13 protein-coding genes are annotated in these 15,921 nt (G+C 45.4%); 5 read left to right on the top strand and 8 right to left on the bottom strand.

Features of this window, described 5'->3' with window-relative positions; genetic code table 11:
* Positions 1-1,022: 1,022 nt before the first annotated feature.
* The 4 genes from H3S83_RS09780 to H3S83_RS09765 all read left to right on the top strand — a co-directional run bounded on the left by H3S83_RS09780 (position 1,023) and on the right by H3S83_RS09765 (position 3,924).
* The gene (locus H3S83_RS09780; protein WP_198239564.1) at positions 1,023-1,583 is read left to right on the top strand and encodes a hypothetical protein; all 561 of its coding nucleotides are present in this window, start codon (positions 1,023-1,025) and stop codon (positions 1,581-1,583) included.
* Between the two features lie 372 nt (positions 1,584-1,955).
* Entirely contained in the window at positions 1,956-2,621 is a 666-nt protein-coding gene (locus H3S83_RS09775; RefSeq protein ID WP_210327924.1) for a helix-turn-helix transcriptional regulator, read from the top strand.
* Positions 2,622-2,659: 38 nt separating this feature from the next.
* Entirely contained in the window at positions 2,660-3,523 is an 864-nt protein-coding gene (locus H3S83_RS09770) for an XRE family transcriptional regulator (RefSeq protein ID WP_198239563.1), read from the top strand.
* Positions 3,524-3,600: 77 nt separating this feature from the next.
* Positions 3,601-3,924, top strand: coding sequence for an XRE family transcriptional regulator (locus H3S83_RS09765; RefSeq protein WP_370541352.1), 324 nt, complete (start codon positions 3,601-3,603; stop codon positions 3,922-3,924).
* A gap of 67 nt (positions 3,925-3,991) precedes the next feature.
* Here H3S83_RS09765 and H3S83_RS09760 read toward each other — a convergent pair whose 3' ends face one another.
* Both H3S83_RS09760 and H3S83_RS09755 read right to left on the bottom strand, forming a co-directional pair.
* Positions 3,992-4,357, bottom strand: a complete 366-nt coding sequence (locus H3S83_RS09760) for a hypothetical protein (protein WP_198239562.1) — start codon at positions 4,355-4,357, stop codon at positions 3,992-3,994.
* A gap of 692 nt (positions 4,358-5,049) precedes the next feature.
* Positions 5,050-5,769 (bottom strand): hypothetical protein, encoded by a 720-nt coding sequence (locus H3S83_RS09755; RefSeq protein ID WP_198239561.1) that lies wholly within the window; start codon positions 5,767-5,769, stop codon positions 5,050-5,052.
* 658 nt (positions 5,770-6,427) lie between these two features.
* Between H3S83_RS09755 and H3S83_RS09750 the strand changes: the two genes are divergently transcribed.
* Positions 6,428-8,068 carry a Na+/H+ antiporter gene (locus H3S83_RS09750; RefSeq protein WP_198223932.1) on the top strand — a complete coding sequence of 547 codons (1,641 nt, stop codon included), beginning with the start codon at positions 6,428-6,430 and terminating at the stop codon, positions 8,066-8,068.
* 120 nt (positions 8,069-8,188) lie between these two features.
* Here the strand turns inward: H3S83_RS09750 and H3S83_RS09745 are convergent, their stop codons facing one another.
* The 6 genes from H3S83_RS09745 to H3S83_RS09720 all read right to left on the bottom strand — a co-directional run bounded on the left by H3S83_RS09745 (position 8,189) and on the right by H3S83_RS09720 (position 15,901).
* The gene (locus H3S83_RS09745; protein WP_198239560.1) at positions 8,189-9,553 is read right to left on the bottom strand and encodes an MFS transporter; all 1,365 of its coding nucleotides are present in this window, start codon (positions 9,551-9,553) and stop codon (positions 8,189-8,191) included.
* A 346-nt stretch (positions 9,554-9,899) separates the two neighbouring features.
* Positions 9,900-10,658: an ABC transporter ATP-binding protein gene (locus H3S83_RS09740; RefSeq protein WP_198222350.1), complete on the bottom strand. Its 759-nt coding sequence runs from the start codon at positions 10,656-10,658 to the stop codon at positions 9,900-9,902.
* Positions 10,655-11,518, bottom strand: coding sequence for an iron chelate uptake ABC transporter family permease subunit (locus H3S83_RS09735; RefSeq protein ID WP_198239712.1), 864 nt, complete (start codon positions 11,516-11,518; stop codon positions 10,655-10,657). Before H3S83_RS09735 ends, H3S83_RS09740 begins: the two co-directional genes overlap by 4 nt.
* Positions 11,519-12,182: 664 nt before the next feature.
* Positions 12,183-13,139, bottom strand: a complete 957-nt coding sequence (locus H3S83_RS09730) for an ABC transporter permease (RefSeq protein WP_198235233.1) — start codon at positions 13,137-13,139, stop codon at positions 12,183-12,185.
* 129 nt (positions 13,140-13,268) lie between these two features.
* A complete protein-coding gene (locus tag H3S83_RS09725; RefSeq protein WP_198239559.1) occupies positions 13,269-14,198 on the bottom strand; it encodes a siderophore ABC transporter substrate-binding protein in 930 nt (309 codons plus the stop codon).
* A gap of 2 nt (positions 14,199-14,200) precedes the next feature.
* Positions 14,201-15,901 (bottom strand): alpha/beta hydrolase, encoded by a 1,701-nt coding sequence (locus tag H3S83_RS09720; RefSeq protein WP_198239558.1) that lies wholly within the window; start codon positions 15,899-15,901, stop codon positions 14,201-14,203.
* Between the last annotated feature and the right edge of the window lie 20 nt (positions 15,902-15,921).

Here is a 15,921-nt window from a genome sequence, read left to right as displayed (position 1 = left end):
CCTGCACCCGATCATTCATTTGAAGACCGATGTTTTTAAGCCCGATATTTTAGCACCCGATTTAACGGTGCGATAATTGTCGGGCTTCATCTAATGAGGCAGAATTTTTAGCAAGTTGATTTTCTTACACTGCATTTCTTGATGTGAGTTTTAAAGCTACACGATTATTTCAAACACACATGACCGCTGGCAGATTTTCCCCGCTCTGATTTTCCTTCCGTTTGATTTTTCAATATCTGATTTTCCAGCGTCGTGTTTCTTGATGCGCTATTTATTGCTATTGGATTTCAGTCAAACAAAAGTCCGCCGGTTTCCCTCACACCGGATGGAGCTGGTCGGGCGCATAATTTTCCAATGTCAAATTGGCAATGCGATCGTTCGAAGCGAAATAATTTTAAATCCGTATTGCCGGTATCAAACTTGCTTTTGCTCGATCACGTTATTGAAAACGGGGTGATAAATTATCCTTTGTCAATGGCATCACGCTTGATTTTTATCTCCCGATTTTTTTAAACATCGGTTGCTTTCAAGCTCAACTTGTAGATGTTCGAGCTTCCGTTGCCGGATAAACGGAAGACTTATGTTTCAAATACTTTGTTGACCGCTATTTTTCATTACTCTTCGCTGGCTATTCATTTTTAATCAATCCTCCAAGCAACAGAGCCTCTAATACTTTTTGTTGTTCTAATTGGCTTGTTGGTCTGCTTGGAAGTCGCATTCATTTATAAAATTCCTTATTTCGAGGAGAACTTCGTCGATATTCTTCTTCGCTTCCGGTTAATTAGCCGGTTCAACTTTGATGTCTTACGACAACCATCCGGTTTTTTAAAACAATATAAAAGTTGAAAGCAAAACCATCAAAACAACCAAGTCTTCATGGTTAAACGATTCGTTTGTTGATGAAGTCCAGTAAAATATCAACATAAAATATGTTGACATTATTCATGTCATTTTTTTAGATTCCCCCGTTAAGCGTGTTGAAGCTGATGGATTTGTGTCCAAACAGGCGAAGGGCGGGTGGAATGAAAAAGCCTAAAAATCATGGAAAAACTTTAAAGCCACAAGCCGGATTTCTTTGCCACGCTGATGACCAAAAAGGCTCGCCCGACAATGGTTCAAGCGTTGACGAAGAATTGCACCCGCCTTTCGGCAAAGCGGGTGGGGGGAACAAAGAAACAAGTCGCGCAGAAATAGATCACGGGCAAAGCAAACTTGCCGATGTAACAAATAAAACTCTGGATGGTCGAAAACCCGAAGGGAAAAATCATAAAAAGCCGGTTAACCAAGCCGACAATGCAGGAACAAAGCACAAGGAAAAAGAGCGCTTCTCGTGGGGTGATATAAAGCCTTTTTTGAAAAGTTTGGAGCACCATTCGCGGGCAGAAAAAGTCATGGCACTGGCATGGAAACTTTATCGTTCAAGCCCGATGACGGACGAGACATTCGATCTTTCAAGGTTTACCCTTTTCATGCGCACGGCGCAGGCAGAAGTGGAACACGAAAACGCCCCGCCGATCACTATGACGCGTAAAGAAATCCTCTTTATCGGTTCCGACTGCGCCACCAGACCGGACGAACATTAATTGGTAGCACCTTTCGTTTTTCTCTGCGGATAAGAGAAAATATCGTTGGATAGCCTTTTCTAAAGAGGCTGGATTGTTTCGTGACAGAATAGCTTCACTGATAAAGCCAAACAGACCGGCTTAAAAATGAACGAAGATTGCGCTTGTGTTCCCAACTTTTATCATAGGTTTATTATGCGTTCCGCCGGTATCTTAATCACCTAACGCCTCGTTACTCGCGAAGGGATTACCGATTTTATCGGATAATGACCAACAACGTCATTTTTTGCTATTGATTAATAAAACCGGTTTTCTTTATTCAATAAAAAATCTTGATGTTTTCTTTTTATGATATTCTGAAACCGAATATTCTTGGCTGTAAAAGGGACTATCATGAGCCTGAATACCCGCATTTTTGAAGCGAGGAAAAAAGCTCACCTAACGCAACAGGATCTAGCGTCACGTCTTAATGTGACGAAAGCTGCTGTTTCAAGTTGGGAGCGTGGCACTTCGCCGCGTCAAGAAAAACTTGAGGCCATAGCCAAAGCAACAAACGTTTCTTATGAATGGCTCCTCATTGGGACTGAGCCGATAGGCGAGGACAGTGTTGTTTCGACACCAAACGGGATTATCTTGCCTAATATCGATTTTTCGACAAATAAGACAATTCCCGTTTATGGGCAAGCTGTAGCAGGAATAAACGGCGAGGTTGCTTTTGACGGTAAAAAGTTGTTTGAGGTGCCTTGCCCACCACAATTATTGAATCTGGATAACGCTTATGGCGTGGAGGTTGCAGGTGACACAATGTCCCCGCGCTATGAAGATGGTGAAATTGTTTATATCGATACATTGCGAAGAATAAAAAAAGGCGATTATGTCGTTGCTCAAATAATGATGAGGGAAGAGGATAGTTTTCCAACGGTATTCATAAAGCGCTTTATTCGCCATAATGAAAAAGAGCTGGTGCTTACACAATTAAATCCGGCGAAAGAACTGGTTTTTCCGCATCAACACGTTCTTTCAGTGCATTATATAGCTTTGGCAGGCGAAGGGCTTTAGAGGCGGTCTATCAATAGCTTTTGGTGCAGGAGTGGGGCATGAAAGAAGAGAAGAACAAAGAAATCGGCAATAGACTAAAAGCAGCGAGAAAAGCTGCCGGTTTTTCTTCTGCTATCGACGCCGCCGCTGCTCAGAGGATCAGTTATCCGACTTATGTCGCGCACGAAAATGGCACCCGCGGGATAAGCGGAAAAATGTTAGCGCTCTATGCAAAGCGGTTTGGTGTTACAACAGATTGGTTATTAAGCGGAAGAAAAGATGCTTTAACCGGTCACTATAAAAGAAAAATCGACGAAAAATTAAGTTTTATTATGGAAGCAACCGGCTGGAGGCAAGCTGATCTTGCAGAAAAGCTTTCTGTGACGCAAGCATGTGTCAGTCGGTGGTTTTCAGGAGCAGACCCACGTGGCGAGCATCGCGATAAAATAACTGAAATTTATAACAGGATTACTGGAAAAAGCGCGACTACAGAAAACACGAAAATCCCTTCAAAAAGCTATGTTCCTTTGATGGGATATGTCGGAGCAGGGGCAAAAATTGAACCGGATTTCGGAGAAATGCCATCCGACGGATTAGGTGTCATCGAGATTCCCTTTTCAATACCTGCTGATATGGTGGCTTTTCGGGTTCGTGGGGATTTGATGTTACCGGTTTATCGGGAAGGCCATATCATTATCGTATACCGAAACCAGACGAAGCCGCTTGAAGCTTTTTATGGTGAAGAAGCTGTTGTTCGAACAAGCGATGGTCGCCGTTTCATTAAAACGATTATGCGCGGTGCAGAAGGCGTCAATCTTATTTCGTGGAATGCCAGACCGATAGAAAACGTTACGTTGGAATGGATAGGGGAAATATTCGCAATTTTACCACGTCAAGTGTTGCGTTTATTGGTAGAAAGTTAGGCTAGAGGGCGGTTTAAAAAATGGGTGTAGAGCACACCCCTTGCTGACACTCTGTTATGAATGTGTAGGAGGAAATTTTGTCACAACCACAAACTTCTGAGGATTGGCGTGTGCGGCTGGCACAAAAAATCGAAGAGAGCGGCAAGTCAATGCGAGCGATTTCTCTCGCTTGCGGGAGAGCGGCCGGCTATGTTTTTTCGATTATGAAAGAAAAGAAAACCCCTACGGCCGAAACACTTGCGGAAATATGTGCAGAAGTGGGTACAAGTATTTCGTATGTATTGTATGGCTTTGATATTTCTGCCGAAGGAGAAGAATTTCTTGAGCTTTTTCCACGGGCTTCTCCAGACGTGCGCGCTGCAATCTTAACGCTTTTGCGTGCAACAACCGGCGCAAAATAAAAAAAGCTTTCCGCTCTTTGGAACTTTCCTCTAAAAACGATCGCAGAATAAACGATGCAGGATGTGGTCATTTCTCAGGGCTTTTGTGGCTCTGGACTAACGCTTCAACCATCGCAATGATCGCTTGCTGCCATTCGGGCGAAACAGAGTCAAACATAGCTAATAGGTGTTGTTTCCTGCTAACAGGGAAAATCGACGGCATCATATTGTCTGGCCATTTACCAAAAAAATCGACTATTTTCAAAAACTCATCTGCCTGCATTGAACGGGGTTCTTTGCCAGCCTCGGTGTTCAACAAGCGCGTTAATTGGGTCGGGGTTATCTCTAAAAAATCTGCCAGTTTTTTCATAGTTCCGCGCGGCATAGGCTTTAACTGGTCTTTCACCCACAATTTTATTTCATTTTGAATATCCATTTTATTTCGCGTATCCATTTCATTTCCCTGTCATCAAAATACAACCGTCGCCGCATTGTAAGATCTACCTTACAAGAAAAAATATGCGAAAAATAATTTTTGCTTTTGGTTGATGAACAGTTTGAATGTGCACATAGCCTACTTGAAATTGCATTGAATGCATGAAGAAGCAAGAGCCGATCCGTCATTACTTGGGCGCCAAGAATGTATGCGATGAAGCGCAACAATAAGCTATTTGTTATTGTCACAAGCGAATTGGCAAAATCTGCCAATGTTTCCGGAAACCGTTTTGCTTGGGAAAATATCAAGCCTTATCAAAAAGTCTGAAGAACTATTCGTGGGCAGAAAAGGTCATAGAGCTTGCATAAAAACTCTATCGTTCGAACCCGTACCGGTTTTCCATGATGCTGATGGTTTGCTGCGTTTAACGTTTTGTTTTTCGAGTTAAAAAGCTCATTACCACCGGTTTCCATTTTTTCCGGTTCCGGCCATTGCGCTTTATCTTAGACACAGAGCTGCCGCTATTCCCCAAATCCGTTTTAAAAGTTCACTCCCACCGTTTTCCGACTTTATAGGTTTCGGCCATTGCGCTTCATGTTAAACGCAGAGCTGCCGCCATTCCTCACTCCGATTTTTCATCCGAAAACACAAGTATTCAAAAATGCTGTTTTTTAAAAAACAGGTAATCGCGTGATTAGTGTCAAAAGCAATTATCTCCGTGCTGGAGGGAAGCTTTTCGGCATATAAGTGCCGGTCGGCTGATCGGTCAAAATCTCGTTTGGCCGCGAAGCATTGGATTGAGCAGTGGCAAGTTGTTCGGCCGCTTTTCCGGTTGCGGAATTCTCTCCGTTCTGGTTCAGAATTTCTTTGATATCGTTGAGTTCACTGTCAACCTCAGAAGAGGCTTCACCATCTTTCCCGAAATAGACATCAAGCATTTGGTCAACTTCTTTCGCCTTTTGTGAAGATGGGTCAGCCATTGCCTTGACAATGTCTTCCGCCTTCAAGCCTAATTTATCAAGGCCGAGCCGTTTAGTGATTCTATCCATAAATTCTTCATAACCTACCGGGTCTTGAGATTTCATGTAAGCCAATTTTTTGCCGATAAAATCGGCCAGACGTTTGAGATTTGCTCCACCTTTATCAAGATCAACGCCAACGCTCCTTGCTATTTCTTTCAGTATTTTTGCTTTGAATTCGCTTTTGCTCATACGGCTATTATCAAATACCGTAGCGCCAGCTATCTTGCTGCGGATTTTGTCATAGGTCGATTTTTCTTCCGCTTTCAAAGGAGAGCCTGTTTCTTTGGCTTTAAAAATCTGTTCCGTCGTCGTGGGAGCGCGTTTGGCCTGTTGTTCGACCTGATCAATTCTCTCTTGCAAGATTTTGACAGAAGCGAATTTCAAATTCTGGACCGGCGTCAGTGCCATGATAGTCTCTCCCACAATTTACTCGTGTTACAGTAGTCGGTTATATCAATCTGTTAATAGATCATGTATTATTAGATTATTATTTTACACGTTAATTTTTTGAAAGTAAAGTTTCAATATAGAACATGAAATTCCTGCGCCGGCATTGAAGTTAAAAACAACATATCGAGAGAAATGTTTAACTCTGCTGGAAGATTGCGAAAATCTATTTCGCCAAAAGTTTAACCGACACTATTTTTTTGAATAAAAACAGAAGGCCAGAAAGCCGCTTTCCAAAAGCATCAGGATAATTTCGAGAATATCAATCAAAACATAATGTTAAGGAATGTCTGAATGGAAATGAAAAATTGCTTTTTGTGAAAGAGGGAGCAGTGTTGAAAGGCGAGGTCAATTGCCAGAACACAGTTTTATGGGCGAAACCTTGTCAGCTCACGGGCAGATTTCATCCGGTTACACAATTTTGATGGAGCACAATTATTTTTCATTGAATAGAAGAAAAACTGCCCACAATTTACCATTTTTACCGCACATGACATGAGCAGAAGTCGATCGTCATAAATTTGGCAGGAATTTTTCAGAAGTTCGTTTTTGTTTATCTTATTGAAACTGTTCATTGCTTAAATGGCATGGCATAGTTTTCTCTGAAGGGTTATCAAGAGTGGAATCGGTTGTCGTGATATTGATATTGCTGGTCGCTGTTATCATCAGCGGCGCAATATCGCGCGCGCTTCCATTGCCCATTCCGTTACCGCTTATCCAGATTGCTGTTGGCGCGGTGGTTTCTCTTGCTGGCGACATGGGCGTAAAATTGCGGCCGGAAATGTTTTTCCTTCTGTTTTTACCGCCGCTTTTATTTCTTGACGGCTGGCGCATCCCGAAAGACGGTTTGAAGCGCGACCGCTGGACAGTGCTTGAAATGGCACTCGGGCTTGTTGTCTTTACGGTTTTGGGGGTCGGCTTTTTCACCTATTGGATGATTCCGGCCATGCCGCTTTCGGTCGCTTTTGCGCTTGCTGCCATTGTTTCACCAACCGATCCTGTGGCCGTTACAGCAATTGCCAAACGCTCTCCTATCCCGAAGCGCCTGATGCATATTCTGGAAGGTGAATCCCTGTTGAATGATGCGTCCGGTCTGGTCAGTATGCGCTTTGCTGTGGCAGCCGCCATGACCGGCTCCTTTTCGCTCATTGCGGCTTTCGGAACCTTTTTGTGGACAGCCGTTGCCGGTCTTATTATCGGTGCGGCAACCACCTTCTGTGTCACTTGGGTGAGCAATTTCTGGAACAATAAATTCGGCGAGGAAACAGGTTCACATATTCTCATAAGCCTGCTTATTCCTTTTGCCGCCTATCTTGCCGCCGAACAGGTGGACGCATCGGGAATCCTTGCCGCCGTTGCCGCCGGTATTTCTATGAGCTTTACCGAAGACAGTTTGCGCAATCTTGCTTTAACGCGCATTCGCAGACTTGCTGTCTGGGACACTGTGCAATTTGTTGCCAATGGTGTCATCTTTGTTATTTTGGGTGAGCAACTTCCCCATATTGTGAGCGGCGCGGCAATCGTGGTTCAGGAAACCGGACACCACGAACCGATCTGGCTTGTGGCCTATGTCATTTTAATCAATCTGGCACTCGCCTTACTCAGATTTATCTGGGTTTGGGTCTCTTTGCGTTTTACACTTGCACGTGCTTATCGGCGCGGCTTCAAACCTTTCGTGCCAAGTTGGCGGCTCGTTGCTGTGACATCGCTTGCCGGTGTTCGCGGTACGGTCACCCTTGCCGGTGTTTTGACCTTGCCGCTTTTTCTCCCCGACGGTTCGCCTTTTCCCGCCCGCGACCTTGCAATATTCCTTGCCACCGGCGTCATTCTGATTTCGCTTGTCATGGCAAGTGTTTCTTTGCCATTCCTCCTCAAAGGTCTGGAATTGCCGCCCGAACCTTCCCACCAGAAGGAAGAAGAGCGCGCCCATATTGCGGCTGCCGAAGCGGCTATCAAAGCGGTTGAACAGGCGGTGCACAATTGGGGTGAAGGCCGCAGCGATGCCGACCTTTATACAAGTGCGGGTGCGCGTGTCATGGCGAACTATCGTGATAGATTGGCCGACCAGAATATTTCGGATGCCGATGCGATCAACACGCACAAGATTGCCGAAATCGAGCGGCGTTTGCGCCTTGAAGCTTTGAAAGCCGAACGCCAAACCTATTTTGCTTTTGGTCGTCGTCACCAGCTTTCGGAAGAAACAACTGCAAAATTGATCCGTGAAGTTGATCTTCTGGAAACCCGTTTTTCAAATGGCTAAGGAACACATTTTGGAACCGGCTTATTGCCCGGCCTTTCCAAACCGGTAGGGCGGAAGTGTGCGGCCTAAATGGTAGAAAAGACTAGCCTAAAAAGAACAGCCAAAAACAGAAAGCAGAGTTCAAGATTTTTTGGCTTTTCCGCTTGTTAGCCGCAAGCCACCAGTCAACACAGCGAGTAAAAAACAGATTGTGCCGCACCACAAAGCATAGCGCGAGCCGTAATGGGAAGAGACAATCAGGAAGAATGCAACAAGTGTGCTTCCCACCGATTGGCCGATAAGCCTGGCTATGCCCATAATACCACCGGCAGCGCCACTTCTGTCGGCAGGGGCGGAAAGCATGATAACGCGCTGGTTGGGCGCATTGAAAAAGCCCATGCCGCATCCGCACACCATCATGCAGATCACAATCACAAAAATCGGCGTTCCCTCGCCAAGTAGGCTTAACGAAAACATGCCGCTTGCGCATAAGAGCATGCCGATCGCAACAAGCAAAACCGGTGAAAAATGGTCGGAAAGCCGGCCGGTAAAGGTTGAGGTGAGTGCCGCAAAAGCCGGCCACGGCGCAATCAGAAAGCCGGTGGCAAACTGGCTTTTATGCATCAACATCTGGAACGAAAAGGGAAGCGCCACAAAAGCAATCCCTTGCGCGATAAAGGCAAAAAGAACAGCAAGAATGGAAAGGGTAAAAATCCGCGAGGAAAAGAGATCGAAGGCCAGAAATGGCGCAGGGTGGTTTTTTTGGCGAATGATAAGGGCAAAAATGGCAACAAATGAAACGACAAAGGTCGGAATAATCATGGAAAGCGGCTGGCGGTGTGCACATTCGCCAATGCCGAAAATGAGCGCGGCAAAACCGATGCCGCAAAAACAGGCGGCAAGATTATCAAAACGATAGTGGCTCAAAGGCGTTTTAGGGAGTGAATGGAAGGAAATAGCAAGCGCCACAAGGCCAAGTGGAACATTCATCAAAAACAGCCAGTGCCAGGTGGTAAACCACAAAATAAGCGAGGCGAGTGTCGGCCCCAAAGAAAAGCCTACCCCCATGCAAATGGCATTGATACCAAGCCCGACACCCAGTTTCTGCGGCGGAAAGGTAAAGCGGATAAGAGGAAGGTTGGTACTCAATATTCCGGCCGCACCAATACCTTGCAAAATGCGTGCGCCAACCAGTGTTGGAAGCGACCATGATAGCCCGCAAAGAAGCGAGGCGAGGGTGAAAACCAGAAGCCCGACAATGAAAATAATGCGAAAGCCGATCACCTCGCCAAGGCTTGCGAAGGGAAGAGTCATTGCAACCATGGCGAGAAGATAGGCTGTCACCGCCCAAACGGTTGAAGCTTCGCTGGTTTTGAATTCCTGTGCAATTGTGGGAAGGGCGGTATTGGTAATGCCGGTGTCGATCATTGCCATGATAACGCCGAGGCAAATCGCAAAAATAGCGGTCAATTTATAGGATTTTGTCACTTCAGCATTTCTATTCACGTGCGATGTCTCTTTAACAATGCGGACTTCAACCTTGTGTCAGCCGTCTTTCCGGCCAAGCTTTTTGCCCCCCACGACTATAAACATGAATAGGCTCTAAAAGCATAAGAATATTTTTGTGAAGAAAATCATTCCAACACATTTTTCAGGCAATTGTTTTTGCCCTTATTTTTTTCTTACGTTTTATTGTTCTTCGACCGTTTTATTGATTTTTCCCTATTTATTCTTTTTTACCCGTCTTTTCGGCTTGATGGTTTTGATTTCTTTGACCGGTCGCTTTTTCTAAGTTTTTATCTCTAACACCCTCCAATGTTTTCGGGTGGCAGAGTTTTTTAAAAAAGCCGATTTAGCGATAATAAACGGCGATTTTCTGCCCGTCTATATCTTTGACTTTGATGTCGATATCATAAATTGCCGAAAGGATTTCATCTTTCATGACATTTTCGGGCGTACCGGAATAAACGAGTTTTCCTTCTTTCAAAGCAATGATGAGGTCGGAATAGCAGGAGGCGAAATTGAGATCATGCATCACCATAATAATGGTTTTTCCCAATTCGTCTGCCGCATTGCGAAGTCGCTTCATCATTGAAACGGCATGGCGCATATCAAGATTGTTCAATGGCTCGTCAAGCAGAATATAATCGGTATTTTGAGAAATCACCATGGCAACAAAAGCGCGTTGTCTCTGCCCCCCCGACAATTCGTCAAGAAAACGTTTGCGATAGGGGTCAAGCCCAAGATAGCTTATGGCATTATCGACAAATGTCTTGTCTTCTTTGGTCAAGACACCATGCGAATAGGGGTAGCGGCCGAAGCTTACAAGATCTTCTACGGTAATGCGCGCTGTGAGGGTGTTTTCCTGTCGCAAAATAGAAAGCCGTTTGGCAAACAAGGCCCCTTTGGCCTTTGTCACATCAATTCCGTCAACGGTAATTTTTCCCTTTGTGATCGGCAGCAGGCGACTTATCATAGTTAGAAGCGTTGATTTACCCGCACCATTGGGGCCGATAATCGAAACCATTCCGCCTTTCGGGATTTGAAGCGACAAATCCTCGATAATGCTATTGTCGTCATAGCTTTTGGATACATGGCTAATTTCAATCATCTCAATTTTCCCTTGATAAGCAGGGTCAAAAACACAATGCCGCCAACAAATTCGATAATAAAGCTCAACCGGCTTGCCATATTGAAAAGCTGTTCAAGAATGAACTGGCCGCCGACAAGGAAAATAATCGAAAGCAGAATGGCAACCGGCAACACGCTCATATGTTTGGCAGTCGGTGTAAACTGGTAGGCAAGGCTTGCAACCAGAAGGCCGAAAAAGGTGACCGGCCCCACAAGTGCAGTTGAAATGGCAACCATAATCGAAACCAGCACAAGAATGCGTGAGACGGCCTGTTTATAATCGACACCGAGATTGATTGCCATATCGCGGCCTAACGCCAGCACATCGAAAAGATAGCGCATACGCCAGCCGATCAGCGAAACAATCACAACAATAATCACTGCAATGCCAATGAGATTGGTATTGAAGCGGTTGAAATTGGCAAACATTACATCGGTGAGATTGACTGCTTCATCGGGGTTCAATTGCAGTTGCAACAACATGCGCAAGCTGAAGAACAGGCCGCCAAACACAACGCCGATCAAAAGCGTCATGTGTAGCCCTTTGATGGTTCCGGAAAAGAGCCATGTGAAAAGGCTTGTCGAAAACAGTGTGAGAATAAGTGCCACAGCGATGAAACGTACTTCGTCGCTTACCCCGTAAATAACGGTCGAGCCGACAAAATAAACCACCACCGTCTGGATGAGGATATAAAGCTGGTCAAACCCCATAATCGAGGGGGTAAGAATGCGGTTGTTGGAAACCGTCTGGAAAAGCACCGTCGAGACAGCAATGGTATAGGCAATCAGAATAAGCGAAACGAGTTTTCCCAAACGGAACGGCCAGATCACAACCGACATATTCCATGAAAGATAAAGCGCAATAAAAATGGCAGCAACAACACCAAGACCGATGACAAGCGGCAGTGTCGAGCGGATTTTTTTTGATTGTTTGGGTTTGATGAAGTTCAAATCTGCGGAACCGGAGCCGGTAATCGCTGTTTTGAAAGAATCCGCTTCTTTGGTGCTGATAAAGCCGGATTGAACAGCTGCATTTTCCCTATTTGCTTTCTTCCTTGCTTGCCCGTCTGTTTCCTTGCCCGCGTCTTTTTCTAAATTCTTGCCTAAATCCCTGTCGGTTTCCTTGTCTAAATCCTCGGTCGGGATGTTGACTTCGGCTTTCTTGTTCAGGATGTTGACTTCGGCTTTCTTGTTCAGGATGTTGACTTCGTCAAGGCCTGCCTCGCCAATTCCGGCTTCGCCAATATCTTTTTCGTCAATTTCTGCTTCGACAATATCCGCTTTAACAGAAGCATTTTTTTGTTCATCCGGCGTGCTGGCATCGGTTTCGATAATTTCTGTTTTCGTGAAATTATCCTCGCCAATTGCAGTTTCGATTTGATCGGTTTCAAGAAGGCCGGCTGTAGCAATACCGGGCTCAACCGCATTTGTTTCGGTGACGCCCTTTCCGGTAGGTTGTGGTTTCTCACCTTTGAGAGCGGGCTTTTTATTGTCCGGTGTTTTTCTAACCAAGGCGCTTTCTCCATTTCAAGAGAAGTGCAATGAAAAGCACACTGCCAAGAACCCCCATAATGGTTCCAACCGGTATTTCTGCCGATTTGCTCATCAACCGGCCGAGAATGTCGCAGGTAAGCACCAGTCCCGCACCGGTTATCATGACAAAAGGTGCTGTGCGGCGCATATTGTCGCCCATGACGATAGAGACGATATTGGGCACAACTAGGCCGATAAAGGGAATCCGCCCGACGGTGCAGATAACGGTTGCCGTTATCATGGAAATAATGACAAGGCCGAAAAGCATCACTTTTTTATAATCAAGGCCGAGATTACTTGAAAAATCTTCGCCAAAACCGGCAACGGTAAAACGGTCGGCCGCAAGATAGGCAACAAGGCAAAGCGGCAACGACAGCCATAATAATTCATATTTGCCTTCAACCACCATGGAAAAGCTGCCAAAAAGGTAGGATTGCAGCGAAGGCAACAGCATTTCCTGATCGGCAATGCCATTTGTAAGCGCACCAATCACATAGCCGAGCATGATACCCGTTAGCGGCACAATCAACACGGATTTAAGCGGTATTTGCCGCAATAAAAACATGAAAATGAGCGAGCCGAAAAGCGCAAACAGGGCGGCCACCAGCATTTTTAAAATCACATCAAGACCGGGGGCAAATATCATCACCACAAGGATGCCGAGCGAGGCCGATTCAACGGTTCCGGCTGTTGAAGGTTCAACAAAACGGTTCCTTGTCAGCATTTGCATAATCATGCCGGCAAGGGCAAGAGAAGCGCCTGAAAGAATAAGCGCAATGGTGCGCGGAACACGGGTTTGGAAAAATACAAGAAAGCTGTGCTCGTCACCGGCAAGAAGGCCGGAGAGGGTAACACTGGAAAACCCCAGAAACATACTGATAATCGACAGGACGATAATAACCGTTATGCCAATAATAAGAGCGCGCACTTCAATCTTTACCCGATTAAAAAACACCAGAAGCCGGCAGACCAATCTGCTGCTTCCGATGTTTAAGCGTTAAAGCTGAAAACAATCAACCCGTTTCATGACTTTTCAAGTCAACAACAGGCTAAATGCTTATTTTGCTTTGGAAAATACGTCATCAAGTTGATCGGCTGTCTCATGAAGACCCGAAAGTCCGCCGCCGATAAGATACCAGTTTTGCGGGTCGAGATAAACGATATGCTTGTTCTCGGCTGCTTTGGTTTTGTTGATGAGGGCATTATCAAGCAATTTTGCTGCCGATTCCCCTTCGCGGCCAATCGCTGCATCACGGTCGATCACAAAGAGCCAGTCGGGATTGGTTTCCAAAATGAATTCGGGTGAAATCATCTGCCCGTGATTGCCCACTTCCAGTTTGTCGTTCGCCGGTTTGACACCGAAACCGGAATGCAGCAGGCCGAAACGCGACCCCGGCCCGAAGGCGGAAATTTTGCCACCGGTGGTCAGAACAAGAAGGCCTGTTCCTTTGTCAGCCGAAACTTTCCTTACCTCTTCAAGCTTTTTGTTAAGGCTGTCGATTTCGTCTTTTGCTTCTTTCTGCTTATTAAAAATCTGGCCCAAAATTGTCACATTGCGATCAACATCGGCAAGATATTGTTTATTGTTGACGGACAAATCGATTGTCGGGGCAATTTTTGCAAGATCGTTGAATTTCGGTGCCGAACGGTCGGCAATAATAATAAGATCAGGCTTCAGGCTTGCCACTGTCTCGTAATTGGGTTCAAACAAGGTTCCGACCTTGGTGTATTTTGCATCATTATACTGCTCGAGATATTTCGGCTTTATCCCTTCCGGCACACCCACAATATTATCAATTTTTAACCGGTTCATATTGTCGAGCGTGGCAAGGTCGAACACCACAACCCGTTTCGGATTATCGGGAATAGAGGTTTCACCGGCGGCATGTTTGATGACAACATCGGCACTTGCCGGTGATTGAAATGACAAAACGGAAGCCAGTGCACCAAAAAGCAGTGCGGCGAGAGTATTACGTCTATTAATCATTTTTACCTCATTTCTTTTCGACTGGTTGAAGGGAGTTTGTGGGGAAATTTTTGTTGTTTGAAATTTTTCGCATTCAACGCGAAGTGCAGACAGTCTTTGATCGCAGGCGAAAGCATTGTGCCGTGGTTTTTATCGGAAAAGCTGTAATATGTGTTGTCAACTGCCTTTGTCTTTCTCAAAATCTCTGAAACATCTTTGCCATTCGGGCCGGAATGTAAATCCTTAACCGGCTTTTTATTCGATTCAGTCACATTCTTATGATGGGTTTTAATGCCCGATGTTTCAATCAATAGTCGTGATTTAAAACCCTCCGGCTTGTTATAGGCGGCAAGTTTTTCCATAAATTCATGCCCGTTCCACCAGATAGACGGGTCGGCAGCGCAATAGGTAGAAAAACCGTGACTTTCGGCCGATAAAAAACTCTTCATCACAAAAAGCCCGCCAAGCGAATGGCCAAAGAACGTGACATTGGCGCGATTGACCGGCAATTCCATCAGTATTTCCGGTAAAATCTTTTTTTCGATAAGGCTGCGAAATTCTTCTTCACCGCCGGTTTTCGGCGCTTCCATGCTTTCTCGAAGCGGAATTTTATCGGCCGGTGCATAAGAGGTGAGGTCATAAAAGCGGCGTTTCACAATCTCTTTTTTCTCGTCGGTGGAATAGCCGATTGCCACAATTACGGCATCGGGTGCTTGCCTGATTGCGGGCTTGAATGTCGTGTTGCCATCAAGGAGTAAAACAAGCGGAAAGCCCTCTCTTGGTGCCGGCTTTTCCGGAACAGCGATAAACAGGCGATAGCGCCTTATCTCGCTGTTTTCGTGCCTCTTTCCGGCCTTGATTGTTTCTTCGCTTGTTGCCTGTGCGGTGTTTGTCCCTTGATCACTTTTTTCATCAGCATTTTCAAGCACGGCGCTCTCAGAACCGTTATTTTCGGCGCCATGAAACCCGACGCTTGGATTCATTTTACCCGAATTTTCCCCGCCGGTTTTTGTCGGGCTTTCTGCTTTGTTTTTCTTTTCATCTTCTTGGTTGCCAGCCGGATTTTGCGCTTCTTCAGTTGGTAACAAAGCAATATTTCCATCCATCAAGGCAATTTCTATATCTTTGGTGAGGATGCGCATTTTTCCTGTGTTTTTGTTTGTCACATTTGCAAAACCACAGGAAAGGCCGAAAAAAAGGCCGGCAACAACAAGAGCAGACATCTTCAAGCAGGAAAATGACAAACGGGACAATGACACGCGGGAAAGTGAAAATCGGGAAAATGGCGGGGCTTGCAAGCTGTAAGCGTCCGCCCGTTGTGCCCGAATATCCCCTGCCTTTTCAGCCGGAACAATTCCCGCCCTTTCTCCCGTAACAATTCCCGCCCGTTCAGCCGGAACAATTCCCGCTCTTTCTCCCGTAACAATTCCCATTCTTTCTACCCGAACATTTACCCCCTGTTTTTCCCTCACAAAGCGGGGGCTTGAAATAAACCGGCGTGTTCCGAAGAAGCAGCTTTCCAAACTTCGGGCTTCCGCCAAATTTTCAAGTTTTGCCAAAGCCAAAGATTTTTCACGAACAAAAACAATTGCCTGAAAAAGAGCGTTTTCCAGAGTTAAAGAATTTGTCGGAGCAAAAACATTCTTTGTAAAAAGACCATTTGCCGGAAACAGGGAAGGCCGGTTTTTAAAAAACCGGCACATGATGTTTTTGATGTTTTTCATCAAACGCGAACTTTCAAAAT

The sequence above is a fragment of the Bartonella sp. W8122 genome (assembly GCF_016102485.1).
Lineage (GTDB): Bacteria > Pseudomonadota > Alphaproteobacteria > Rhizobiales > Rhizobiaceae > Bartonella > Bartonella apihabitans.
Note: the sequence above shows the minus strand (reverse complement) of the source record. Positions and strands in the feature narration are given on the sequence as shown.